We start from the raw sequence: 24,258 nt of genomic DNA on the forward strand, positions 1-24,258 counted from the left end.
CACCGACCCGGGGGCGGTGCCCACGGGTGACGTCAGCCGCCACCGCACCGCGCCGTCCCCGCCGGCCGGTGCCTGAGTCCCGCCACCCCGCACCTCGGCGCGGCGCCTCGCGCCGGGAGCGCCCCGGTCGGCAAGATCCTCCTCGACCCGACGGGAGGAGGTGCACGACGTGAGATCGCCCTTCGCTGCCGAGCGCCTGCCCGACGGGCGCCGGCACTACAGCCACCAGGCCGTCGTGGCGCGGCGCGCGCTGCTCGCGGGCCTCGTCGTGGCCGGCACCGGGACCGCCGTCGGCGTGCACCTCGGGCGCGGCGACGACACCGCACCGGGCGCCGTGACGAGCACGGGGGACACCGCCTCCGCGGCCGTCGTCACCGAGGCCCCGAGCCCGCCGGTCTCGCCGGCGTTCTCCACGACGGACGCCGCGAGCCCCTGGGTGGTCGTCAACAAGAAGCACCCCGTCGTGCCCACCGACTACGTCCCGGCCGCGCTCTCGACGGTCGGCGGCAAGCAGGTCGCGAGCGTCGTCGTGCCGGACCTCACGAACCTGCTCGCCGCGGCCGACGCCGACGGCCTCGGCCTCACGCTGACCAGCGGCTACCGCTCGCTGAGCTACCAGCGGGGCGTGCACGACAACGCGGTGGCGCGCGACGGCTTCGCGACGGCCGAGAGCCTGTCCGCGCGCCCCGGCTACAGCGAGCACCAGACCGGTCTCGCGATCGACTTCGGCAGCCGCTCGCAGCCCGAGTGCGCCGTGCAGGACTGCTACCAGGACACCCCGGAGGCGCGCTGGCTCGCCGAGCGCGCCGGGGCGTTCGGCTTCCTGCTGCGCTACACGGCGGCGCACACCGCCGTCACGGGCTACGCCCCGGAGTCCTGGCACTACCGCTGGGTCGGCGTGGACCTCGTGCGGCAGATGACGGAGCGCGGGGTGGCGACCCTGGAGGAGTTCTTCGGCGTCCCCGGGGGCCCCGAGTACGCCTGAGCCCGCCTCAGCCGCCGGTGACCCGGCCGGCGAGCCGGCCGTGCAGGTCCGCCGTCGCGGGGTTCATCCCCACGATGTCGACCCGGGTGCGCCGGGCCGCGTACTTCGTGGTGATCGCGTCCAGCGCCGCGACCGAGGAGGCGTCCCACACGTGGGCCTCGGACACGTCGATGACCACGTGGGCGGGGTCCTGCGGGTAGGAGAACTGGGTGACCAGGTCGCCGGAGGAGGCGAAGAACAGCTGTCCCTGCACGCGGTAGGTGGCCGTGGCGCCGTCCGCGGTGGTCTCGCGCGTGACCGTCACCAGGTGCGCGACCCGGCGGGCGAACAGGACGCACGCCAGCACGGTCCCGGCGATCACGCCGTAGGCCAGGTCGTGGGTGACCAGCACGACGCCGACCGTGACGAGCATGACCGCGGTCTCGCTCTTGGGCATGGCCCGCAGCGTCGAGGGGCGCACGCTGTGCCAGTCGAAGGCGCCGTAGCAGACGATGAACATCACGGCCACGAGCGCGGCCATGGGGATGCGTGCGACGACGTCGCCGAAGCCCACCGTGAGCACGAGCAGGAACGCGCCCGCGAGGAAGGTCGACAGCCGCGTGCGGGCGCCCGAGACCTTGACGTTGATCATCGTCTGACCGATGACGGCGCAGCCGCCCATGCCCCCGAAGAGGCCGGTCGCGATCTGCGCGGTGCCCTGGCCGATCGCCTCGCGGTTGCCGGAGGAGGGGGTGTCGGTGATCTCGTCGACCAGCTTGGCGGTCAGCAGGGCCTCCATGAGGCCGACCAGGGCGACGCCCACGGAGTAGGGCGCGATCAGCCGCAGCGTGTCCAGCGTGAGCGGGACGTCCGGCAGCCCCAGCGACGGCAGGGTGCGGGGCAGCGCGCCCTCGTCCCCGACGGTCGGCACGGCGATGCTCGCGGCCACGGTGAGGACGGTCAGCGCGGTGACCGCGATGAGCGGGGCGGGCACGGCCTTGACGACGCGCGGCAGGACGACCAGCAGCACGAGGCCCAGGGCGAGCAGGCCGTAGACGGCGGGCGGCACGCCGCGCAGGTTGGGCAGCTGGGCCAGGAAGATCGAGATGGCGAGGGCGTTGACGAAGCCGACCATGACGCTGCGCGGCACGAAGCGCATGAGCCGGGGGGCGCCCAGGAGGCCCAGGCCGATCTGCAGGACGCCGGCCAGCAGGATCGCGGCGATCAGGTAGCCGACGCCGTGGGCCAGCGACAGGGGCGCCACCACCAGGGCGACGGCGCCCGTGGCCGCGGAGATCATCGCCGGCCGGCCGCCGACGACCGAGGTCACCACCCCCATGATCACCGACGAGATGAGCCCGACGCGGGGGTCGACGCCGGCGATGATGGAGAAGGAGATGGCCTCGGGCACCAGGGCCAGCGCGACCACGAGGCCCGCGAGGACCTCGGTGCGCAGGACGGGCAGGGAGGCCAGGGCGGCGGGCCGGCGGCGGGCCGCCGCGACCAGGGCGCTCGGGAGGCTCACCGGGCCAACTCTAACCTTGCGTCAGGGTCGCCCGGTCCGGCCGGCTCCGCCCACCCGGGCGGAGCCCCTCAGCGCGGTCCGCTGAGCCGGCGCCGCGCGTCGGCCAGCTTCTGCCGCGTCGCGGGGTCCTTGGCCATCGCCTGCGCGCGCTTGGCGGCCTGGCTCGTGAGGCGCTTGCCCTCGGGGGTGGAGAGGAACCGGCTCACCTTGCTGAACAACCCTGCCACTGCGGCCTCCTCGTCGGTGCGGACTGGCGAGCCACGCTAGGTCACCCGGCCTTGCGCAGCACCACGGCGACGTCGGTGACGGTGAAGAGGAACTCCCCGGCGCGCGCGGAGCGGCGCAGGCCCTCGACCCAGCCGGCCGCGCGGGGCGCCAGCGCCGGGTCGTCGCCCGCGGCGGCGAGGATGCCCGTCGCCACCTTCCAGGCGACCGAGCCCTCGTCGAAGCGGCGGTGCGGGTCGGCCCAGGAGTGCACGGACTCGACCGCGAAGGGGCTGCGGGCGGCGATGCGCAGCAGCTTGCGCCCGGCGAAGCCGTCGGTCTCGGCGCCCTGCGCCGGCACGTGGGCGACGAAGCGGTCGAGCAGGGTGCGGGTCAGGGCGTCGTCGTCGCTCGTGAACAGGGCCGTGTCCCAGTCGGAGTGCGCGAGCACGGCCCGGCCGCCGGGGCGCAGGACGCGGTGCACCTCCGCCAGGTGCGCGGCGGTGTCGTGCAGGTGCTCGACGACGTTGAGGGAGACGGCCAGGTCCGCCTCGCCGTCGGGCAGGGGCAGGGCCTCCAGGCCGGCGATGTGAGAGCGCACGCGCGGGTCGAGCAGGAGGTCGTCGTCCAGGGTGGCCCCGACGTCGACCGCGTGCACCAGGCGCGGGTCCGCGGCGAGCAGCGCCCGGGTCGTGCGCCCCGTGCCGCAGCCGAGGTCCACACCCACCGCCCCCGCGAAGGGCTGGGCGAGCGCCGCCACGTTCTCGAACCGTCCCACGGGGCGAGCCTACGGAGGGGGCGACGGCGGCGCTCCCACGGGTCACCGCGGGCCGCGGCCGACGTTCGACTGCGGTGAGTGAGAGGTCGATTCCAAGCAGTGGTCAAACCGTCGCAGCCTACGCCCGCCGTTGGTCCCCAGGGGTGAAGTTCACGCTCCGTGTCGGGCGCCCTGTAGTAGCCTCGCCACGCACCTGACCAGGGATTCCGGTGGCGCTGATTCGTGGGGGGTCGTGCGCCGTCGCCGCCCTTCCCTGTTGCTCCACCCCCACTCCGCGATGGAACGTCCGAGTGAGGGAAACCGACAGATGAGCGCCACGACGAACAGCGCGCCGACGCCCGTGTCCGAGATCCCGGTGGTCATCCTCTGCGGAGGCATGGGCACCCGTCTCCGCGAGGCCAGCGAGAAGCTCCCGAAGCCCCTGGTCGACATCGGCGGCCGGCCGATCGTGTGGCACATCATGAAGCTCTACAGCCACTACGGGTTCCGCAAGTTCGTGCTCTGCCTCGGCTACAAGAGCGACCTCATCAAGCGCTACTTCCTCGACTACCGGCTGAACGCGGGCGACTTCACGCTCAACCTCTCCACCCAGGAGGCCCCGACGTTCCACACGAGCGGGGTCCAGGAGGACTGGGAGGTCACGTTCGTCGAGACCGGCCTGACGACCGCGACGGCCGCGCGCATCAAGCGCGTCGAGCAGCACCTGACGGCCGACAAGTTCCTCCTCACCTACGGCGACGGGCTCGGCGACGTCGACGTCCTGAAGACCCTCGCCGACCACGAGGCCGGCGGCCGGATGGCCACCGTGACCGCGGTGCACCCCTCCAGCCGCTACGGCGAGATGCACGTCACGGGCGACACCGTCACCGAGTTCAACGAGAAGCCGACGCTGGCCGACGGCTGGGTCAACGGCGGGTTCTTCGTGTTCGACCGCGAGTTCGCGGACAAGTACCTCGAGGACGACCCCGAGATGATGCTCGAGCAGAAGCCGCTGCAGGACGTCGCCCGCGACGGCCAGCTGACCGTCTCCCAGCACGAGGGCTACTGGCTGGGCATGGACACCTTCCGCGAGTGGACCGAGTTCAACAAGCTCTGGGACTCCGGCAAGGCCCCCTGGAAGCTCTGGGAAGACTGAGCACCCCCGAACCGCGACCAGCTGACTGAACCGGAGAACACCGTGAAGATCGTCGTGACCGGCACCGAGGGCTACCTCGGCGCGCTCCTCGCCCCGACCCTGCTCGACGCCGGCCACTCGGTCGTGGGCGTCGACACGGGCTACTACAAGAACGGCTGGCTCTACAACGGGGTGTCCGCGTCCGTGGAGACCCTGGCCAAGGACATCCGCCACGTCACCGAGGCCGACCTCGCCGGTGCCGACGCCGTCGTGCACATGGCCGAGCTGTCCAACGACCCGCTCGGCGAGCTGATCCCCGACGTCACCTTCACGGTGAACCACAAGGGGTCCGTGCGGCTGGCGGAGATCGCCAAGAAGGCCGGCGTCCAGCGCTTCGTCTACATGAGCTCGTGCTCGGTGTACGGCGTGGCCGAGGACACCGTCGACGAGACCTCCGCGGTGAACCCGCAGACGGCCTACGCCGAGTGCAAGGCCCTCGTCGAGCGCGACGTCGCGCCGCTGGCCGACGACGACTTCTCCCCGGTGTTCATGCGCAACGCGACCGCCTACGGGGCCTCGCCCCGCCAGCGCTTCGACATCGTGCTGAACAACCTCGCCGGCCTCGCCTGGACGACGAAGAAGATCGCCATGACCTCCGACGGCTCGCCCTGGCGCCCGCTGGTCCACGGCCTCGACATCGCCAAGTCCATCCGCGCCGTCCTCGACGCGCCCCGCGAGGCGATCCACAACCAGATCTTCAACGTGGGCGACTCCGAGCAGGTCTACCGCGTGCGGGAGATCGCCGAGGCCGTCGGCCGCGCGCTGCCCGAGGCGGAGATCACCTTCGGCACGAGCAACGGCGACAACCGCAGCTACAAGGTGAACTTCGACAAGATCCACTCCCAGCTGCCCGGGTTCTCCTGCGACTGGAACGCCGACAAGGGCGCCGCCCAGCTCATCGAGGTCTTCAAGGCCATCGACCTGGACACCGAGACCTTCACCGGCCGCGGCCACACGCGCCTGAAGCAGCTGGAGCACCTGATCAGGACGCAGCAGCTGGACTCCGAGCTGTTCTGGCGCACCGGCGCGACGGCGGTGGCCGGCAAGTGAAGATCACCACCACCGACATCGAGGGCGTCGCGATCGTCGACCTCGAGCTGCGCGGCGACGACCGCGGGTTCTTCGCGCGGACGTACGACCGCCAGGAGTTCCTCGACGCGGGGCTCGTCCCGGCCGTCGAGCAGTGCAACCTGTCGTTCAACCACAAGGCCGGCACGCTGCGCGGGATGCACACGCAGGTCGATCCCGCCCCCGAGGCGAAGCTGGTGCGCTGCACCGCCGGGGCGATCCAGGACATCATCGTCGACCTGCGCCCCGGGTCCCCGACCCGGTTCCAGCACGTCGCGGTGGAGCTGACCGCGGACAACCGCCGGGCGCTGTACGTCCCGCCGTACTTCGCGCACGGCTACCTGACGCTGACCGACGGCGCCGAGGTCGTCTACCAGGTCAGCCAGGCCTACACCCCGGGCACCGAGCGCGGCCTGCGCTACGACGACCCGGACCTCGCGCTGCCCTGGGCACGCGACGTCGCGGTCATCAGCGAGAAGGACGCGGCCTGGACCCTGCTGGCCGACGGGGCGGTGCTGACGTGATCATCGTCGACAACGCGCTGAAGCGCCGCCAGGCCGAGGGCCGCCCGATCCGCGTCGCGCTCGTGGGCGCCGGGTTCATGGGCCGCGGCGTGGTCAACCAGGTCGTGAACTCCGTGCCCGGCATGGAGCTCGTCGCGATCGCCAACCGCACGGTGTCCAAGGCCCGCGACGCCTACGAGCAGGCGGGCCTCAGCGGGATCGTCGAGGCCGACGACGCCGCGGCGGTCGACCGCGCCATCGCGGCGGGGACCCCGGTCGTGTCCTCCTCCTACGAGGCCGTCGTCGACGCCGAGCGCGTCGAGGCCGTCATCGAGGCCACGGGCAACACCGAGTACGGCGCGCACGTGGTCGTCCGGGCGATCGAGGCGGGCAAGCACATCGTGCTGCTGAACGCCGAGGTCGACGGCACCGCGGGCCTCGCGCTGCGCACCCGCGCCGAGAAGGCCGGCGTCATCTACACCGGCTGCGACGGCGACCAGCCGGGCGTGCAGATGAACCTCATCCGGTTCGTGCGCAGCATCGGCGTCACGCCCCTGGTGGCCGGCAACATCAAGGGCCTGCAGGACGAGTACCGCAACCCCACCACCCAGGAGGGGTTCGCGAAGCAGTGGGGCCAGGACCCGTACATGGTCACGAGCTTCGCCGACGGCACGAAGGTGTCGTTCGAGCAGGCGCTCGTCGCCAACGCGGCCGGGTTCTCCGTGGAGAAGCGCGGCATGCGCGGCGCCGACCACCGCGGCCACGTCGACGAGCTCACGACGATGTACGACGTGGACCAGCTCAAGGAGCTCGGCGGGGTCGTGGACTACGTCGTCGGGTCCAAGCCGGGCCCGGGCGTCTACGTGCTCGGCACGCACGACGACCCCAAGCAGCAGCACTACCTGAACCTCTACAAGCTGGGCACCGGCCCGCTGTACTCGTTCTACACGCCGTACCACCTGTGCCACTTCGAGGTCCCGCTCACCGTCGCCCGCGCCGTGCTGTTCGGCGACGCCGCGATCGTGCCGGGCGACGAGGTGAAGGTCGAGGTCGTCACCACGGCCAAGACCGACCTCGCGGCCGGCCGGGAGATCGACCGGCTCGGCGGGTACGACACCTACGGGGTGGCGGAGACCTACGCGGCCACCAAGGCGGAGAACCTCCTGCCCATGGGGGTCGCCGAGGGCTGCGTCCTCAAGCACGCCGTCGCCAAGGACCAGGTCCTGACCTACGACGACGTCGTGCTGCCGCAGGGCCGGCTCATCGACGCCCTGCGCGCCGAGCAGGCGGCCCTGCTGGCGTGAGCCGTGCCGCCGGCACAGGGAACCCCCGACGCACGTCCGCGTCGGGGGTTCCCTGCGTCCAGGGGTGAGTGACGAGAAGTCACGCAAAGTTGCCCCGCGGAATCCACTGGTTGAGTTCTCCACGGCATGGGAAGCCGCTTACAGTGGGTGGTGACGAGGTGGGGCTGTGCGGACGACGCGCACCTCGTGAGGGTGAAGACGCCGCCTCGCCCCGAGTGGTCTCTTCCCTCCCGCCCACGCCGCACCAGGCCCCGGCGCTGCGATCTTGGAGTTCTCCGGATGTTCCTGCTGCCCAGCAGCCCTGTCCAGCGTGCCGTCGTCGGAACCACCGTGGCCCTGCTCCTCGCCACGCTGCTGCTGCTGCGCTCGCCCGCCGCGGCGCAGGGCCTGCTGTGGCCGGTCGTCGCCCTCGTGGTCCTCGTCGCCGCGGCCTTCGTGGTGGTGCGCTCCCGCCGTCGCGCCTCCGGCTGGGCCGCCGCCGCGCGCGGCGGACGGGACCTGGTCCTGCACCTCTCGCCCGTCGTGCTCCTCACGCTGGTGTTCCCCTTCGCGAGCAGCCGCCTCGCCGGCGCGGACATCGGGGGCACACCGCTCACGACGGTCCTCCTCGCGTCGTCGCTCACGGTGCCCTGGTTGAGCCAGGCCGTGTGCCTGCCGCTCTACCGGGCGATCGGGCACCTCATCCTCGAGGGTGACCTCCAGAAGATCGAGAAGCGCTTCTGCGCGACGTGGCCCTGGACCTTCGTGCAGACGCTGCCCGCGGTCGTGCTCTTCGTCGTGCCGGTGCAGCTGTTCCTGCGCTTCTCGCCGTCAGCCCTCGCCGGCTACGTGGTCCTGTGCCTGCTGCACGTCCTCTTCGCCCAGTCGCTGATCCTCACCAACGTCGGGCGTCGACGGGGACGCTGGGCACTGGCCTGGGCCGTGTACGCCGCCGCTCTGGCGGTGGCCCCCACCTGGTGGTTCCTGCCGCCGCTGGCCGGTCTCGCCGTCCAGGTCCTGCCGCTTGCCCGGGAGCTCGCGTCGCTGCGGCGTCCTCCGCGCCTGGACCACCGCGACGTGGCGGCGGACCTCGTGCGCGGGATCCTGCTGGGGGCCGTCCTCTGGTCCGACAAGCTCTTCCTCTTCGTCGTCACGGACGGCCGCTTCGCCGTCCAGACCGTGTTCCTGGCCCTGCTGCCCGCGGTCCTCGCCTACAACTTCTACTTCGTCCGCCTGGCGCCGAGCTTCGACGACTCCGTCGGGGTGGTGCGGGCCTCCATGGAGAGCGACCCCTACTCGGTCCTCGCGCACCGCTCCCGCAGCCTGGCCGACCTGGTCACCTCGAGCGTCGCGACGACCGGCCTCCTCGGCGCGGTGCTGGGGCTCGTCGTCACCCTGCTGGCGGCCACCCTCGCCCCGGCCGACCTGCAGACCGTAGGCCTCGTCTCGCTGGCCTCGTGGACCTTCATGATGATCACCATCCTCTGCTACAAGCTCGACTACGTCGGCCGTCGTGCCGCGGCGCAGGCGATCAGCGCGGTGCACCTCGTCCTCTGCACGGTGGTGTTCCTGACCGTGAGCGGCGTGGGCGCCACCTACGGGCTCCTCGTCGCGCTCGACGCGGCGGTGTTCGTCCTCGCCCTCGCCGCCTGCCTCCTGCACTGGCGGAACCCCGAGTACACCCTGTTCTGGCGTCACGCGACCGCCTGGTGACCCGCGAGCGCCGTCTCCCTCCCGCACCGAGAGACCGAGGAGCCCCGGGCATGCCCGCAGCACCCACCACGCCCACCGCCGCCGCCGACCGCCCGCACGTCGACGTCGCGATCGTCATGGAGTCGACCTACCCCTACCTCAAGGGGGGCGTCTCGGCCGTCGTCCACGACATCGTCAAGGGCAACCAGGACCTGACCTTCGGCATCATCCACATCACGTGGGACGCCGACTCGCCGCACGAGGACCTCTACGGCATGCCCGGCAACGTGGCGTGGGTCCACCCGGTGTACCTGAGCATGCAGGCGCACCGCGACGACTTCATGGTGCTGACTCCGCGCATGCTCGGCATGCGGTCGGCGGCGCGCAGGAAGCTGGCCCACCGCGTCTACGACGCCATCGACGCCGTCGTCGACGGGGACCCGGCTCCCCTGTGGTCGCTGTACGACGAGGGCATGAACCCGCGGACGCAGCAGTACCCGCTCTGGGCGCTGCTGGGCACGCGGGAGTTCATGGAGGCCACGCGCGACCGGCTGCCAGGCCTCGGCCTGCCGCTGGTCGACACCTTCTGGACGATGCGCGAGTTCTTCTCCCTCGCCTACGCCGTCCTCGGTGGAGACATCCCGTCCGCGTCCGTCTACCACGCGCACACGACGGGGTACGCCTCCGTCCTGGGTGCCGCCGGCGCCCGGCAGAACGGGGGGAAGTTTTTCCTCACCGAGCACAACCTGTACGTCCGCGACACGGTCAACACCCTGCTCGGGCGGAGCATGGCCCTCACGCTGAGCGCCACCGACTACCGCACCTTCGACGTCACCCCGCAGGAGCGGGCCTGGATGGCGTGGTGGACCGAGATGGGGCGCTTCACCTACCCGAGCGCGGAGGTCATCAGCTACCTCTACCCCAAGGCCATCACCGAGGCGGCCGACCTCGGGGCCCCGGTCGAGAAGAGCGTCGTCATCCCCAACGGGATGGTGGTGCGGGAGTTCGACGAGGTCGCCCGTCGCCGCATCGAGGCGCTGCCGGCTGTCCTCGACGGTGGCCCCGACCGCGTCTGGCGCCTGGTGTTCATCGCCCGCGTCGTCCCCATCAAGGGGCTCGCCGACCTCATCACCAGCGTCGACCTCCTGGTCAAGCGCGGCGTGACGAACTTCAGCATCGACGTCCTCGGGCCGACCGACCACACCCCCGACTACTACATGCACTGCCGCGACAAGATGAAGCTGCTGGGGGTCGAGGACTACTTCGTCTTCCGCGGCACGGTGAACGTGCGCGAGCTCCTGGGCGACTACGACGTGCTGGTGCTGCCGAGCCACAACGAGGGCCAGCCGATCGTCGTGCTCGAGGCGATGACCGCGGGGATCCCGACGGTCGGGACGGAGGTCGGCGGCATGGCCCAGCTCATCGACGACCCGCTCACCACGCCCGGCGGCCGGACCTGGGGGCCGTGCGGGCTCCTCGTCCAGCCGGACGACTTCGGTCAGATGGCCGACTCCCTGCAGCGCGTCATGGCCGACCCGGACCTCTACCAGCGGATGGCGGCCAACGCCCGCGGCCGGGTGGCCGGCTTCTTCCAGCTCGAGGACGCGATGGGCGCCTACAACCGGCTCTACAAGGAGCTGGCGGGGCTCGCCGAGAACACCCTCGAGACGCCTCCGGCGCCTCGGGGGAAGGGTCGCCACCTGCCCACACCCCGCCGGCGCCCGCGCGTCCTGGACCTCACCGTCTTCGACGAGGCCCGCGAACCGCGCCACACCACCCGGTAGCGGCCCGCGCGCCTCGTCCTCACCGGGTGAGGCGCGCGTCCGCCCAGTCGGCGTGGTCGTGCGCCGCGCCGTCGGCGGTGGCGCCGACCGTGAGACGCAGCCGGGCGGCGCCGGTGACGGCGACCGCGACGTCCTGCGGTGCGCTGCGCCCGGTCAGCGTCGGGCTCCGGTAGCGCAGCACCCCGTCGACGTACACGCTGAAGACGACGCTGCCCTGCCCCGCGGCCTCGTCGTCGACGCCCACCCGGGCGCGGAAGAGGGACGTCGCGGGGGGCACGGCGAACTCGAGGTCCGAGGCGCTGTGCACGCCGAGACCTGTGGTGGAGGTCGTCCCGCGCAGCGACATCCGTCGTCCGTCGCCCGCAGCCGCCTCGCCGTTGCTGCGGTCCACCTCGTAGGGACCCCAGCCGTTGCTGGAGGCCAGCGGCCGGAGAGTGCTCAGAGGGACGTCGCCCCCGGCGGACGGGAGGATAGTGAGCGACCGGTGCAGGTCGTTGGTACCCGTGGAGGGGTTCCAGGTCCCGACGTCGGCCAGCTGCACGCTGTACTCCGCTCGCGAGGACAGGGACGGGGACGCGTCGGGCAGGGCGAGGCGGAGCGCGTACGAGCCTGCCGCGGTGGGAGCGGTGAGGGGCACCTGCACGGTCACGTCCCGCCCCGGGAGGAGGGCACGCACGTCCAGGGGGACGGGCACCGTCGTCGTGCCGGTGGGGCCGACCAGCTGCAGGAGCACGGGCCGCGAGGAGAAGGGCGCCGCGTAGCCGTCGTTGCGCACGGTGAGGGACACCCAGGTGCCCGCCCCGACGGTCACGGGGCCGGGGAAGGACCCCCGGACCAGACGCAGCCGGTACCCGAGGCGCTTGCGGGCCTCGGCCAACCCCGCAGGCCCCCAGGACGCCAGCACGTCGGGGTGGTAGTCCGCGTTGAGGAAGCTCCAGTGGAAGCGGGCGAGGTCGGTGGCCGCCGAGGCCCACGCGGACCGCGCTCCGGCGACGGCGCACGTCTCGCCGCCGACGGGTGCCGTCTGCGAGCGCTGCTCGAGCCAGGCGGCGTCCGTGGGGGCGGGGAAGGTGCCGAAGTCGTCGGCGCTCGCCAGGAAGCAGTCGTCGTGGAGCCCGATGCGGGACGCGGTGGGCCCCGCCGCGGTCCGCCGGGCGAGTGCGGGGTAACGCACCTGGAGGTGGACCCGCGGGTCGAGGTTCGTGACGAGGGCGTCGAGGACCTGGTCGCGCGTCGCCTGGTGCGCGTCGTCCACGACCCAGGGCTGCGCGGGGTCGCCCGCGAAGTTGCGCGTGTAGTACCACTCGCCCCAGCGGCCCACGAAGCCCGCCTGCAGCACGGCCACGACGTCGGCACCCGCGTTCAGCACGGGAGCGAGCTGACGGACGTGCGCGACCACGCGGGGGGCCGGGGCGTCCTGGTCGTCGTCGGCGGAGTAGGCGAAGCGCAGGACGAGCTTCACGCCGGCCTCACGGGCTGCGGCGAGGTCCGCGGCGACGGAGCTGAGCACGTCGGGAGCCAGGACGTCGGTGCCCCGGAACGCCTCGAGGTAGTGGATGCGGTAGACGAGCGTCACGCCCTCGGTGGTGCGCCACCGCGTGAGCTCCGCGGGGTCGAGCGGGCGGCGTCCCCCCGGTGTCTCGTGCGTCTCGCTGTAGTGGAAGAAGCCGCGCTCGGGGTTGGCGATCTGCGCGGTGGAGGCCGTGTAGACCTCGTCGCTGCGACCGGTGGCCCCACCGTCCGCGGCGGTGGCGGCTCGCCCCTGGACCACCGTGGCGACCACGGCGAGAGCGGCGGCGGTGGCGAGGAGCCGGGGGCGGGCGTGGGAGCGGGCCATCCTCCCGCTTCGGGCCCGGCGGGGTGGACCTTGAGCTCAGGCCTCCGGGTCGCGGACGAAGACCGCGCCTCCGTGCGGGGTGACGGTCACCTTCTCGGGAGCCGGTCGGCCCTGCGCGTCGTGCAGGCCCGGCGGGACGTCGTAGGTGATCTTCCTCCGCCTGGCGGAGTTGAGGTTCGCCGCCGCCCACCCGTTCGTGAAGGTGCGCGACCAGCCGTTGCCGCGCTGGCGGGGTTCCTCCGTGGGGGAACCGAGGTCCCAGTTCAGCTCCGGGATGAAGGGGGTGACGGAGTAGCCGTCGTGCGCGGTCGCGGCCAGCGCTCCTCCCCGGCCCCCGCCGAACACCCAGAAGGCGGCGAGGCCGTAGCGGAAGTTGGGGTGGTCGTCCGTGCCGTCAGAGGGCACGCGCATCACGGTGAGGCCGGGACCGGCCACCTCGTAGGCCTGCGCCAGGACGGTCTGCGGGTCGAAGTGGTCCTCGGGGCTCCAGCCGAGCCAGACCTCTTCGAAACCCCCTCCGTAGGCGGCGTGCCGGTCCCAGCGGCCCGGGTCCCTGCGGGACTCGGCGATGTTGGGGACGAGCAGCTTCCCCATGCCCTGCAGCCGCCGTCCAACGCGGGGAACGAACTCGTCGAGGGTGGCACGGATCTCGGCCATCCCGCGGTCCCCCTCGATCGGCGGGTGGATCCCGTAGTAGTCGTCGAACACGTCGTTGTCCGCCATGACGCCGTCGAAGACGGAGTCCTCCAGCTCGTCGGCGACGTTGTCGCACCAGCGCTCCTGGTACTCCTCCTCCCACACCGCCATCTGCCAGTGGCGCGGGTAGGTGGCCCACTCGATGCGCGAGCCGTCGAGGCGGTGGGCGAACCAGTGCTCGCCGCCCTCCTCGGCCTCCTCGAAGCAGACACCCGAGCTGTACACGGGCCCGGGTTCGTAGTCCCGGGTGGAGGAGAGGCACTTGTAGGCGAGGACGGTCATGTCCGGCCGCGCGGACTTCAGGCGCTCCAGCGCCCCGGTCTCCCAGGGCTGCAGGATCGCCACCTGGTAGTTCTCGATCGCGAAGTCGACCTGGGCGTCGTCGATGGGGTCGCCGTAGCGCACCCACGCACCGTGGCGTCGGGGCATGTCGCGGACACTAGCGCAGGGCTCGGGGGCGGAGCCCGCGCTGAGACGAGGCTACGGTGCGGGCGTGGCACTCGCAGGCGCGCAGGGCAGGCTCGACATCGCGGTGGTCGGGGCCGGCCGCGTCGGCCCCGTCGTCGGGGCGGCGCTGCGGGCGGCCGGCCACCGCGTGGTCGGGGTCGCCGCCCGCTCGCAGGACGCGGCGGAGCGGGTCGAGGCCCTGCTGCCGGGCGTGCGGTGGATCCCCGTGGTGCAGGCGTTCGCGGCGGACCTCGTCGTGCTCGCGGTCCCCGACGACGTCCTCGGCCCGCTCGTGGCGGAGTCGGTGCCGCACGTGCGGGCGGGGCAGCTCGTGGCCCACACGAGCGGGCTGCACGGCACGGCCGTCCTGTCGCCCGCCGCGGCGGCCGGGGCGCTGCCGCTGGCGCTGCACCCGGCGATGACCTTCACGGGGACCTCCCTCGACCTGGCCCGGCTGCCGGGCGCGGCGGTCGCGGTGACCGTCTCGCCCGTCCTGCTGCCGATCGCGGAGGCCCTCGTGCGGGAGTGGGGTGCCACCCCCGTCGTCGTCGCCGAGGCCGACCGGCCGCTCTACCACGCGGCCCTCGCCCACGGCGCGAACCACCTCGTCACCCTCGTCGCGCAGGCCCTCGCCGCGCTGCGCCCCGTCCTGCACGGCAGCGGGGAGGACGACCCGGCCGCCGCGGTCCTGCGGCCCCTGCTGACGGCGGCGCTGGACAACGCGCTCGCCGCGGGCGACGCCGCCCTGACCGGTCCGGTGGCCCGCGGCGACGCCGGCACCGTGGCCCGCCACCTCGAGGTGCTGCGGGCCCGCGCGGACGGGGCCACCGCCACCACCTACGCTCAGCTGGCCCGTGCGGCCACCGATCGCGCGCTGGCGTCGGGACGCCTGTCCCCGGCCGTCGCGCAGGCGGTGACCGCCGCCCTGCAGCCCGGAGGAGAGGACACCCCGTGAGCGACCTCGTCGTGGCCCGCACCCGCGCCGAGCTGGCCGCGGCCCGCGGTGCGCTGCAGGCTCCCGTGGCGGTCGTCATGACCATGGGCGCCCTGCACGCCGGGCACGCGCGCCTGGTGCGGGAGGCCCGTGCCCGCGGGGGGTCCGTGCTGGTGACCGTGTTCCTCAACCCGCTGCAGTTCGGCGCCGGTGAGGACCTCGCGCGCTACCCGCGGACGCTGGACGCCGACCTCGCGCTCGCCGCGGCGGAGGGCGCCGACGTCGTCTTCGCGCCCGGCCCCGACGTCGTCTACCCCGACGGCGAACCCGGGGTCCGCGTCAGCGCCGGCGCGCTCGGCGACGTCCTGGAGGGCGCCAGCCGGCCCGGCCACTTCGACGGGATGCTGACCGTCGTCGCCAAGCTGATGAACCTCACGCGCGCCGACGTGTGCCTGTTCGGGCAGAAGGACGCGCAGCAGCTGCTGCTGGTGCGCCGCATGGTCCGCGACCTCGACCTCGGGGTGGAGGTCGTCGCCGTCCCCACCGTCCGCGAGGACGACGGCCTGGCGATGTCGAGCCGCAACCGCTACCTCTCGCCGTTCGACCGCGAGGTCTCCCTCGTGCTGCACCGCAGCCTCGCCGCGGGGGAGGCCGCCGCCGCGGAGGGGCCCAGCGCCGTGCGCCGGGCGGCGCGCGACGTCCTGCGCACCGAACCCGCCGCGCGCGTGGACTACCTGGCGCTCGTGGACCCCGTCACGCTCGCCGACGTGCCCGAGCACTTCCGCGGCGACGCGCTGCTGGCCGTCGCCGCCCGGGTGGGTTCCACCCGGCTGATCGACAACGTCCCCCTCGTGATCGGCCGTGCGGAGGGCTGAGCCCCTCCCGATAACCTGGGGCCGTGAACGACGACGCGGCGAGCGGCCCCGAGGACTCCGACGACACCCCCGAACAGGTGCGGGTGCGTCGCGACAAGCGCGACCGCATGCTCGCCGCGGGCGTCGAGCCGTTCCCCGTCTCGGTGCCGCGCACGACCACGCTCGCCGCGGTCCGCGAGGGCTACGCGCACCTGCAGCCGGGCGAGGAGACGACCGACGTCGTCGGGATCACCGGCCGCGTCGTGTACCAGCGGGGCACCGGCAAGCTCGCGTTCGCGACCCTGCAGGAGGGTGACGGGACGCGCCTGCAGGTGATGGTGTCGCTGGCCGGCGTCGGCGAGCAGGCGCTCGCGGCCTGGAAGTCCGACGTGGACCTGGGCGACCTGGTGTTCGTGCACGGCGCGGTGATCTCCTCCAAGCGCGGTGAGCTGTCGGTGCTGGCGGACGCGTGGCTCATGGCGTCGAAGGCGTTGCGGCCCCTGCCGGTCCTGCACCGGGAACTGTCCGAGGAGACGCGCGTGCGCCAGCGCTACGTCGACCTCATCGTGCGCGAGGAGGCCCGCGTCACGGTCCGCGCGCGCTCGGCCGTCGTCCGCTCGCTGCGCCGCACGCTGGACGACCGCGGCTTCCTGGAGGTCGAGACCCCCATGCTGCAGGTGCAGCACGGCGGGGCCTCCGCCCGGCCCTTCGTGACGCACTCCAACGCCTTCGACACCGACCTGTTCCTGCGCATCGCCCCGGAGCTGTTCCTCAAGCGCTGCGTCGTCGGCGGCCTGGAGCGGGTGTTCGAGATCAACCGGAACTTCCGCAACGAGGGCGCGGACTCCACGCACTCCCCGGAGTTCGCGATGCTCGAGGCGTACGAGGCCTGGGGCGACTACGACTCGATCGGGGCCCTGACCAAGGACCTCGTGCAGACCTCCGCGCAGCAGGCCTTCGGCACGCAGGTCGTGACCCTGGCCGACGGCAGCGAGTACGACCTCGGCGGCGAGTGGGCCAGCATCGGCATGTACCCGTCGCTGTCGGAGTCTCTCGGCGAGGAGATCACGCCGCAGACGTCGGTGGCCGAGCTGCACGCCGTCGCGGCCCGGTTGGGCGTCGCCGTCGACGAGGCCCGGTGGACGCACGGAAAGCTCGTCGAAGAACTCTGGGAACACCGGATCGCCGATTCCCTGCACGCCCCCACGTTCGTGTGCGACTTCCCCGTGGAGACGTCGCCGCTGACGCGCGCGCACCGCAGCGTGGAAGGCGTCGTGGAGAAGTGGGACCTCTACGTCCGCGGTTTCGAACTGGCCACCGGTTACTCCGAACTCGTGGATCCCGTGGTGCAGCGGGAACGCTTCGAGGAACAGGCCCGGCTCGCTTCCCTGGGTGATGACGAGGCCATGCGGATCGACGAGGACTTCCTGCGCGCCCAGGAGCACGCCATGCCCCCCTCGGGCGGCATGGGGATGGGCATCGACCGCCTGCTGATGGCCCTCACGGGCCTCGGGATCCGCGAGACCATCCTCTTCCCGCTGGTCAAGACGCGCTGAGGCACCCCTGGGGGGCTGACGTACCCTGAGGGTGTGGACGTCCTCGCGGCTCTTCTGCCCTCCGCCGGGCTGCTCGTGCTCTTCCTGCTGCTGATCCGCTCGATCCTGCACGCCGACCGGCGTGAACGCGCCGCCGAGGCGCAGGTGCGCCGCGAGCTCCGGCAATCCCGCGACGAGGGTCCCGGGCCTTCCTGAAGGCTTTTTGACAAAGGCCGCCGGAAGCAGCACCCTGAATGGCGTCCGCATTCCGTGGATGAACGGCCGATATCCAGGGAGTGGTGCTCGAGATGGCGCAGAAGGTCCAGGTCATCCTCATGGACGACATCGACGGCAGCGACGCCGACGAGACCCTGTCGTTCTCCCTCGACGGCGTGAACTACGAGATCGACCTGTCCTCCGAGCACGCCACCGCGCTGCGCGAGAGCCTCGCCACCTGGGTCGGGCACGCCCGCCGGGTCGGCGCCCGCACCCCCGCCCGCCGCTCCGCCCCGCGCGCCGCGAAGGCCGCCGCGTCCTCGGAGCCGGGCCGCGACACCGGCGCCGTGCGCACCTGGGCCAAGGAGAACGGCTTCACGGTCTCCGACCGCGGCCGCATCTCCGCCGAGGTCATCCAGGCCTACGACGACGCCCACTGACCCCCCGCGGGTGCGCACGCACGAGGCGGTGCTGGCGCGCATCGAGGCCGACCTGGCGGCCGGCCGGCTACGGCTCGGCGGCCGGCTCCCTCCCGAGCGGGCGCTGGCCGAGCAGCTGGGCGTGAGCCGGGCGTCGGTGCGCGAGGCCGTGCGCGTCCTGGAGGCCATGGGCGTCGTGCGCGCCGGGGTCGGCTCGGGCCCCGAGGCCGGGACCGTCGTGGTGGCCGACCCGGCCGTGCCGCTGTCCGCCGCCGTGCGGCTGCACCTGGGCACGCGGGCGCTGCCGATCGGCGACGTGGTCGACGCCCGCGTCCTGCTGGAGACCTGGGCCGCGGCCGCCGCGGCCACCCACGACCCCGCCTCCGCTGATCCCGCCTCCGCTGATCCCGCCACCGCGGCGATCGCCCGCGCCGAGGAGCTCCTCGCCGCGATGGAGCCCGAGTCCCTGTCGGCGGACGCCTTCCACCGCCTCGACGCCGAGTTCCACGTGGCCCTGGCCGACGCCGCGGGCAACGTCCTCGTGAGCGCGGTCATGGTGGCGCTGCGCGAGGCCGTGCACTCCTACGTCATGACCGCCGTGGCGGCGCTGCCGGACTGGGCGGGCACCGCGCGGCGGCTGCGCGCCGAGCACGCGGGCATCCTCGCGGCCGTCCGCGGGGGGGACCCGGCCGCCGCGTCGGCCGCCGTGCGCGCCCACATCGTCGGGTTCTACGCCGAGGCCAGGGTCTCGGGCCTCGACGGCTGACCGCGCGGGCGGCTTGACACCCGCTGCAAACCTTTGCAATGTGTGCAGCAACAACGCTGCGGGGGGTGCTGCATGGCCGTGACCATCCACGAGGTGGCCCGGCGGGCCGGGGTGTCCGTCTCGACGGTCTCCCGCGCCCTGGCCGTGCCCGACCTCGTGCGCGCCAGCACGCGCGACCGCGTGCTGGCCGTGGCCGAGGAGCTCGGGTACCACCCCAACCGCGCCGCGCGGAGCCTCATCACGGGGCGCACCGGCAACATCGGCGTCGTCGTGCCCGACGTCGCCAACCCCTTCTTCAGCGCCGTGCTCAAGGGCGCCCACGCCCGGGCCCGCGAGGCCCAGCAGGTCGTCTTCCTCGCCGACGCCGCCGAGGACCCCCGCGTGGAGGCCGAGCTGGTCGCCGCCATGGGCAAGCAGGTCGACGGCATCGTCCTGTGCTCGGCCCGGATGGGCGACGAGGAGCTCGAGCGCAGCGCCGGGACGACGCCCCTGGTGCTCGTGAACCGCTGCTCGCCCGGGCGGCCGAGCGTCCTGCTCGACGCCGCCGACGGCATGCGCCAGGCCGTGGAGCACCTGGCCGCCCTGGGGCACCGCCGCGTCGCGCACCTGCGCGGCCCGGAGCGGTCCTGGTCCGCGGGGGAGCGCCTGCGCGGGCTGCGCGCGGCCGCTCCCGCCTGCGGCGTCGAGGTGGTCGAGCTCGGCCCGTTCCCGCCCACGTTCGAGGCCGGGCTGCCCGCGGCCGACCTGGTGCTCGCCAGCGGCGCGACGGCCGTCCTGGCCTACAACGACCTCATGGCGCTCGGCGTGATGAACCGGCTCGCCGTCCGCGGCGTCGTGATGCCCGCCGAGATGAGCGTCGTCGGCTTCGACGGCACCCAGGTCTCGGCCATGACCACCCCCGCCCTGACCACGGTGGCGGCCCCGACCGAGACCGCCGGGCGGGCCGCGGTCGAGCTGCTGCTCGACCTGCTCGCCCACCCGGGCCGGCACTCCGACGTCGTGCGGACGCTGCCGTCCCAGCTCGTCGTGCGCGCGACGACCGTCCCGCCGCTGCCGCACGCCGTGCGCGCCGGTGTCCCCGCCCCCCTGGAGGCCCTCTCGTGACGACGTCCACCTCCGCAGCCGCGCTGCTGCTGCGCCTCGCGCCCGGCGACACCGTCGCGGTCGCCCGCGAGGCGCTGCCCGCCGGCACCGTCGTCGGCCTCGGCGAGCTGGGCGGCGAGGGTGCGCTGACGGTGCGCTCCGACGTGCCGGCCGGGCACAAGGTCGCGCTGCGCGACGTCGCCGCGGGCGAGGCCGTGCGCAAGTACGGCCAGCTCATCGGCCTCGCCTCCGTGCCGATCGCGGCGGGCGAGCACGTCCACGTGCACAACCTCGCCTTCACGGCCTCGCAGGCCGGTGCGGGCGCCGACGACAGCGGGGGCTACGACGTCGGCGTGGACGCGCGCCCGACCGTGCTGGTGCCGCCGGAGCAGCGCCGCACGTTCCAGGGCTTCGTGCGCGAGGACGGCCGGGTCGCGACCCGCAACTACATCGGGATCCTCACGTCGGTGAACTGCTCGGCCAACGCCGCGCGCCGCATCGCCGACACGTTCCGCTGGCCCGGGGCGCTGGACGCCTTCCCGAACGTCGACGGGGTCGTGGCCCTGACCCACGGCACGGGCTGCGGCATGGACATGCTGGGCGAGGGGGCGCAGCTGCTGAAGCGCACCATCACCGGCTACGCGCGCCACCCCAACTTCGCGGCCCTGCTCGTGATCGGGCTGGGCTGCGAGATGAACCAGGTCGCGGCGCTCACCGCCGGCTTCGACCTGCCGCCCGGGATCCCCGTGACCGCCATGACGATCCAGGAGATCGGCGGGACCACCCTCACCGTGAAGGCGGGGGTGGAGCGGGTGAAGGAGCTCCTGCCCGTCGTGGACGCGAACCAGCGCGTGCCGGTGCCCGCGTCCGAGCTCGTGCTGGGCCTGAACTGCGGCGGCAGCGACGCGTGGTCCGGGGTCACCGCGAACCCCGCGCTCGGGGTCGCCTCCGACCTGCTCGTCGCGCAGGGCGGCACCTCGGTGCTGGCCGAGACGCCCGAGGTCTACGGCGCCGAGCACCTGCTGACCCGCCGCGCCTCCGACCCCGCCGTGGCCGAGAAGCTGATCCGGCGCATCCGCTGGTGGGAGGAGTACACCGCGGCCCACGGCGGCAGCATGGACAACAACCCCTCGCCCGGGAACAAGGCGGGTGGCCTGACGACCATCCTCGAGAAGTCCCTGGGGGCCGTGGCCAAGGGCGGCAGCGCTGCGCTGGAGGCGGTCTACGAGTACGCCGAACCCATCACGGCCAAGGGGTTCGCGTTCATGGACACCCCCGGCTACGACCCGGTCTCCGTGACCGGGCTGGTCGCCGGCGGGGCGAACGTCGTCTGCTTCACCACCGGCCGCGGGTCGGTGTTCGGCTGCAAGCCCGCGCCGAGCCTGAAGCTGGCCACGAACTCCGACATCTACGCGCGCATGGTCGACGACATGGACGTCGACTGCGGGCGCATCCTCGCGGGCGAGCAGAGCGTCGAGGAGGCCGGGCGGGAGCTGTTCGAGCTGATCCTCGAGACCGCCTCCGGTCGGCGCAGCAAGAGCGAGGAGCTGGGCATCGGCGACGAGGAGTTCCAGCCGTGGCAGCTCGGGGCGGTGATGTGATGACCACCCCGACGCCCCCGGAAGCTCCCGGCCGGCTCTCGCTGGCCACCCTGCCCTCCGTCGAGCGGCGCCACCGCCCGCTCGTCGACCCGGCCTCCCTCGGCGTGGGCATCGTGCACCTCGGCATCGGCGCGTTCCACCGCGCGCACCAGGCCGTCTACACCGAGGACGCCGTGGCGGCCGCGGGCGGCGACTGGGGCATCTGCGGTGTGACGCAGCGCAGCCGCACCGTCGTGGACCAGCTGGGTCCGCAGGACGGCCTCTACACCGTGCTCGCCCACGACGCGGCCGGCAGCGAGGCCCGCGTCGTCGGCGCGGTGCGGGAGCTGGTGTTCGCCGGGGAGGCGCCGGACCGCCTGCGGGAGCTGCTCGCCGCGCCCACCACGCGCGTGGTCACGCTGACGGTCACGGAGAAGGGCTACCGCCACGACCCGGCGACGGGCCGCCTGCGCCGGGGCGACCCCGACGTGGCGGCGGACCTCGACGGGTTCGCCGCGGGCCGCGCGCCGCGCACGGTCGTCGGGCAGCTCGTGGCGGGCCTCGCCGCCCGCCGCGACGCCGACGCCGGCCCGCTGACCCTGCTCTCCTGCGACAACCTGCCCGCCAACGGCGCTGTGCTGCGCGGCCTCGTCGCGGAGTTCTGCGACGCCCTGCCCGCGGGGGACGCCCTGCGCGCGTGGGTGGAGGAGTCGGTGCGGTTCCCGTCCTCGATGGTGGACCGGATCGTGCCCGCCACCACGGCCGCCGACCGCGACGAGGCGCAGCGCCTGCTGGGCCTGCGCGACGAGGGCGTCGTGGTCACCGAACCGTTCCGGCAGTGGGTCGTCGAGGACGACTTCGCCGCGGGCCGCCCCGCGTGGGAACGCGCCGGGGCCGTCCTCACCGACGACGTCGCGCCCTTCGAGGCGATGAAGCTGCGCCTGCTGAACGGCAGTCACTCCACGCTCGCCTACCTCGGCGTCCTCGCGGGTCACGAGCACGTGGCCGACGCGGTCGCCGACGAGGGGATCGCCGCGCTCGTCGCCCGGCTCATGGCGCACGACGTCGAACCCACGCTCGCGGTGCCGGCGGGGTTCGACGTGGCGCGCTACCAGCAGGACCTGCTGGACCGCTTCGCCAACCCCGCGCTGCGCCACCGCACCCTGCAGATCGCCATGGACGGCAGCCAGAAGCTGCCGCAGCGCCTGCTGGGCACGATCTCCGACGCGCTGGCGGCCGGGCGCGAACCCCGCGTGGCCTGCCTCGGGGTCGCGGCCTGGATGCGCTACGTCTCCACCGCGCGCTCCGAGACCGGGGTGCCGCTGCCCGTCGACGACCCGCTGGCCGCCCACCTGGCCGAGGTCACCGCGGGCGCCGGGTCGCCCGGCGCGGTCGCCGACGCCCTGCTGGGCGTCCCCGAGGTGTTCGGCACCGCGCTGCCCGCCGACGACCGGTTCCGCGCGCTGGTGGGGGAGTCGCTGGAGGCGCTGACCCGGGACGGGGTGGCCGGGGCGGTCCGCGAGACCGTCGCGGGCTGAGCGTGGCCGAGGGGGGCATCGGCGTCGGCGGGAACACCGAGGTCGGCGGGGACGCGGCTCCTCCCGACGCGATCGAGGGGTTCGAGGACTGGCCCGCGTTCCTGCGCCGGGAACTGCCCGCGCACCGCGGCGAGCCCGACCTCGCGGCGGTGCTCGGCCTGCCCCGGCGGCCCGCGGAACCACCGGCCGTCCGCGAGGAGGGTTCCCGCCGGGTCGGGAACGTGGACGTCATCGCGCTGTCGTGGGATGTGGGTTTCGGCCCCCGCACGCGGGCCTCCCTGCTGCGCCCGGCCGGCCGCTCCGGGACCCTGCCCGGGGTGCTGGGCCTGCACTGCCACGGCGGCGCCAAGTGGACCGGGGCCGCCAAGCTCGTCGACGACGGGGTTCCGCCGGACGACGCTGCACCGGAGCGGTTCCCGGGCTACGGCGGGCGCGCCGCCGCGAACGACCTCGCCCGCCGCGGCTTCGCCGTCCTGGTGCACGACACGTTCTCGTGGGGCAGCCGCCGGTTCCCGCTGACCCGGCCCTCGCCGAAGTGGGCGCCCTGGCTGGCCGCGCGCGAGGCGGCCTGGGCGGCCGCGGGTGTCCGGGTCAGCGCGGCGCAGCGCTACGACGCCTACGCGCAGCTGCACGAGGAGACCCTGGCCAAGGTGGCGGGCGTCCTGGGGACGACGTTCACCGGGGCGGTCGTGCACGAGGACCTGCGGGCCCTCGACGTCCTGGCGGCCCTCCCGGGCGTCGACCCCGGCCGGCTGGGCGCGTTCGGGTTCTCCGGCGGCGGCGGACGCGCGCTGCTGCTGGCCGCGCTCGACGAGCGGGTACGCGCGCACGTCGTGGCCTGCATGATGTCGACGACGGCCGCGCTGGTGGGGACGCACGTCGACACCCACTCCTGGCTCCTGCACTCACCCGGCCTGGCCCGGTTCGCGGACCTGCCCGACCTCACGGCGCTGCGGCCGCTGCTCGTGCAGTACGCGGTGGACGACGAGCTGTTCCCGCCGGCCGGGATGCGCGCCGCGCACGAGCGCCTGCAGCAGCGGCACGCCGCGACCGGCACCTACCGCGGCGCCGAGCACCCGGGCGGTCACGCCTTCGGCGTCGCGATGCAGGACGAGGCGTGGGCGTTCCTCGCGGAGCACCTCGCCGCCGGCTGACCCGCTCCCGGCGATCCGGGGCAGTGCCGCCGTCCGGGTGACGGGGGTTCCCCCCGCGGTGACGGGCAGGGCACAGTGGAAGGGCGAGCGAGGCCCACGAGGGTCGCGCTCCGTGCGGGTCAGGCGTCCGGTGGGGACGCACTCCGGCTCCACCGGAGAGAGCCAGGTTCGAGCCCTGGGACCCGCTCCACCCGATCGGCAGGACGACGTTCCCCCCGGCGCAG

General features: G+C 73.7%; 22 protein-coding genes. 17 read left to right on the top strand and 5 right to left on the bottom strand.

The window, feature by feature from the left end:
* The first annotated feature begins 169 nt into the window (after nucleotides 1-169).
* On the top strand, nucleotides 170-985 hold the full coding sequence (locus tag F1544_RS25445) for a M15 family metallopeptidase (RefSeq protein ID WP_167586376.1): 816 nt from the start codon (nucleotides 170-172) through the stop codon (nucleotides 983-985).
* Nucleotides 986-992: 7 nt separating this feature from the next.
* On the opposite strand, the gene F1544_RS14005 is transcribed toward F1544_RS25445, so the two are convergent.
* From F1544_RS14005 to F1544_RS14015, 3 genes are all read right to left on the bottom strand, one after another.
* Nucleotides 993-2,489: a SulP family inorganic anion transporter gene (locus F1544_RS14005; RefSeq protein WP_167586377.1), complete on the bottom strand. Its 1,497-nt coding sequence runs from the start codon at nucleotides 2,487-2,489 to the stop codon at nucleotides 993-995.
* A 68-nt stretch (nucleotides 2,490-2,557) separates the two neighbouring features.
* A complete protein-coding gene (locus F1544_RS14010; RefSeq protein ID WP_167586379.1) occupies nucleotides 2,558-2,716 on the bottom strand; it encodes a hypothetical protein in 159 nt (52 codons plus the stop codon).
* Nucleotides 2,717-2,757: 41 nt separating this feature from the next.
* On the bottom strand, nucleotides 2,758-3,471 hold the full coding sequence (locus tag F1544_RS14015; protein ID WP_167586381.1) for a methyltransferase domain-containing protein: 714 nt from the start codon (nucleotides 3,469-3,471) through the stop codon (nucleotides 2,758-2,760).
* A gap of 307 nt (nucleotides 3,472-3,778) precedes the next feature.
* On the opposite strand from F1544_RS14015, the gene rfbF reads away from it, so the two are divergent.
* The 6 genes from rfbF (at nucleotide 3,779) to pelF (ending at nucleotide 10,975) form a co-directional block, all read left to right on the top strand.
* Nucleotides 3,779-4,606, top strand: a complete 828-nt coding sequence (rfbF, locus tag F1544_RS14020; protein ID WP_208971864.1) for a glucose-1-phosphate cytidylyltransferase — start codon at nucleotides 3,779-3,781, stop codon at nucleotides 4,604-4,606.
* 42 nt (nucleotides 4,607-4,648) lie between these two features.
* Nucleotides 4,649-5,695 carry an NAD-dependent epimerase/dehydratase family protein gene (locus F1544_RS14025; RefSeq protein ID WP_167586385.1) on the top strand — a complete coding sequence of 349 codons (1,047 nt, stop codon included), beginning with the start codon at nucleotides 4,649-4,651 and terminating at the stop codon, nucleotides 5,693-5,695.
* Nucleotides 5,692-6,237 (top strand): dTDP-4-dehydrorhamnose 3,5-epimerase, encoded by a 546-nt coding sequence (gene rfbC / locus F1544_RS14030; RefSeq protein WP_167586386.1) that lies wholly within the window; start codon nucleotides 5,692-5,694, stop codon nucleotides 6,235-6,237. The genes F1544_RS14025 and rfbC overlap by 4 nt, the downstream gene beginning before the upstream one ends.
* The gene (locus tag F1544_RS14035) at nucleotides 6,234-7,520 is read left to right on the top strand and encodes an NAD(P)H-dependent oxidoreductase (protein WP_167586388.1); all 1,287 of its coding nucleotides are present in this window, start codon (nucleotides 6,234-6,236) and stop codon (nucleotides 7,518-7,520) included. The genes rfbC and F1544_RS14035 overlap by 4 nt, the downstream gene beginning before the upstream one ends.
* 279 nt (nucleotides 7,521-7,799) lie before the next feature.
* On the top strand, nucleotides 7,800-9,212 hold the full coding sequence (locus tag F1544_RS14040) for a hypothetical protein (protein WP_167586390.1): 1,413 nt from the start codon (nucleotides 7,800-7,802) through the stop codon (nucleotides 9,210-9,212).
* Nucleotides 9,213-9,262: 50 nt separating this feature from the next.
* Entirely contained in the window at nucleotides 9,263-10,975 is a 1,713-nt protein-coding gene (gene pelF, locus F1544_RS14045; RefSeq protein ID WP_167586392.1) for a GT4 family glycosyltransferase PelF, read from the top strand.
* A gap of 19 nt (nucleotides 10,976-10,994) precedes the next feature.
* Here the strand turns inward: pelF and F1544_RS14050 are convergent, their stop codons facing one another.
* The gene (locus F1544_RS14050) at nucleotides 10,995-12,812 is read right to left on the bottom strand and encodes a DUF4832 domain-containing protein (protein WP_167586394.1); all 1,818 of its coding nucleotides are present in this window, start codon (nucleotides 12,810-12,812) and stop codon (nucleotides 10,995-10,997) included.
* A 36-nt stretch (nucleotides 12,813-12,848) separates the two neighbouring features.
* Entirely contained in the window at nucleotides 12,849-13,937 is a 1,089-nt protein-coding gene (locus F1544_RS14055; protein ID WP_167586396.1) for a putative glycoside hydrolase, read from the bottom strand.
* A gap of 64 nt (nucleotides 13,938-14,001) precedes the next feature.
* Here F1544_RS14055 and F1544_RS14060 point away from each other — a divergent pair, with 64 nt between their 5' ends.
* From F1544_RS14060 to F1544_RS25870, 10 genes are all read left to right on the top strand, one after another.
* The gene (locus F1544_RS14060) at nucleotides 14,002-14,910 is read left to right on the top strand and encodes a Rossmann-like and DUF2520 domain-containing protein (protein WP_308470074.1); all 909 of its coding nucleotides are present in this window, start codon (nucleotides 14,002-14,004) and stop codon (nucleotides 14,908-14,910) included.
* Nucleotides 14,907-15,764, top strand: a complete 858-nt coding sequence (gene panC / locus F1544_RS14065; RefSeq protein ID WP_167586399.1) for a pantoate--beta-alanine ligase — start codon at nucleotides 14,907-14,909, stop codon at nucleotides 15,762-15,764. Before F1544_RS14060 ends, panC begins: the two co-directional genes overlap by 4 nt.
* A 23-nt stretch (nucleotides 15,765-15,787) precedes the next feature.
* A complete protein-coding gene (gene lysS / locus F1544_RS14070) occupies nucleotides 15,788-17,299 on the top strand; it encodes a lysine--tRNA ligase (RefSeq protein ID WP_167586401.1) in 1,512 nt (503 codons plus the stop codon).
* A 33-nt stretch (nucleotides 17,300-17,332) separates the two neighbouring features.
* A complete protein-coding gene (locus F1544_RS14075) occupies nucleotides 17,333-17,494 on the top strand; it encodes a hypothetical protein (protein WP_167586403.1) in 162 nt (53 codons plus the stop codon).
* Between the two features lie 92 nt (nucleotides 17,495-17,586).
* Nucleotides 17,587-17,934, top strand: coding sequence for a histone-like nucleoid-structuring protein Lsr2 (locus F1544_RS14080; RefSeq protein WP_167586434.1), 348 nt, complete (start codon nucleotides 17,587-17,589; stop codon nucleotides 17,932-17,934).
* Between the two features lie 10 nt (nucleotides 17,935-17,944).
* Nucleotides 17,945-18,679, top strand: a complete 735-nt coding sequence (locus tag F1544_RS14085) for a FadR/GntR family transcriptional regulator (protein WP_167586405.1) — start codon at nucleotides 17,945-17,947, stop codon at nucleotides 18,677-18,679.
* A gap of 72 nt (nucleotides 18,680-18,751) precedes the next feature.
* Complete coding sequence (locus tag F1544_RS14090) at nucleotides 18,752-19,783, top strand: LacI family DNA-binding transcriptional regulator (protein WP_167586407.1); 1,032 nt, start codon at nucleotides 18,752-18,754, stop codon at nucleotides 19,781-19,783.
* Entirely contained in the window at nucleotides 19,780-21,363 is a 1,584-nt protein-coding gene (locus F1544_RS14095; RefSeq protein ID WP_167586408.1) for a UxaA family hydrolase, read from the top strand. The genes F1544_RS14090 and F1544_RS14095 overlap by 4 nt, the downstream gene beginning before the upstream one ends.
* Complete coding sequence (locus F1544_RS14100; RefSeq protein WP_167586436.1) at nucleotides 21,363-22,880, top strand: mannitol dehydrogenase family protein; 1,518 nt, start codon at nucleotides 21,363-21,365, stop codon at nucleotides 22,878-22,880. The genes F1544_RS14095 and F1544_RS14100 overlap by 1 nt, the downstream gene beginning before the upstream one ends.
* A 2-nt stretch (nucleotides 22,881-22,882) precedes the next feature.
* Complete coding sequence (locus F1544_RS25870; protein WP_208971865.1) at nucleotides 22,883-24,034, top strand: dienelactone hydrolase family protein; 1,152 nt, start codon at nucleotides 22,883-22,885, stop codon at nucleotides 24,032-24,034.
* The last annotated feature ends 224 nt before the right edge of the window (nucleotides 24,035-24,258 follow it).

The sequence above is a fragment of the Kineococcus rubinsiae genome (assembly GCF_011839805.1).
In the GTDB taxonomy this organism is placed as follows: domain Bacteria; phylum Actinomycetota; class Actinomycetes; order Actinomycetales; family Kineococcaceae; genus Kineococcus; species Kineococcus rubinsiae.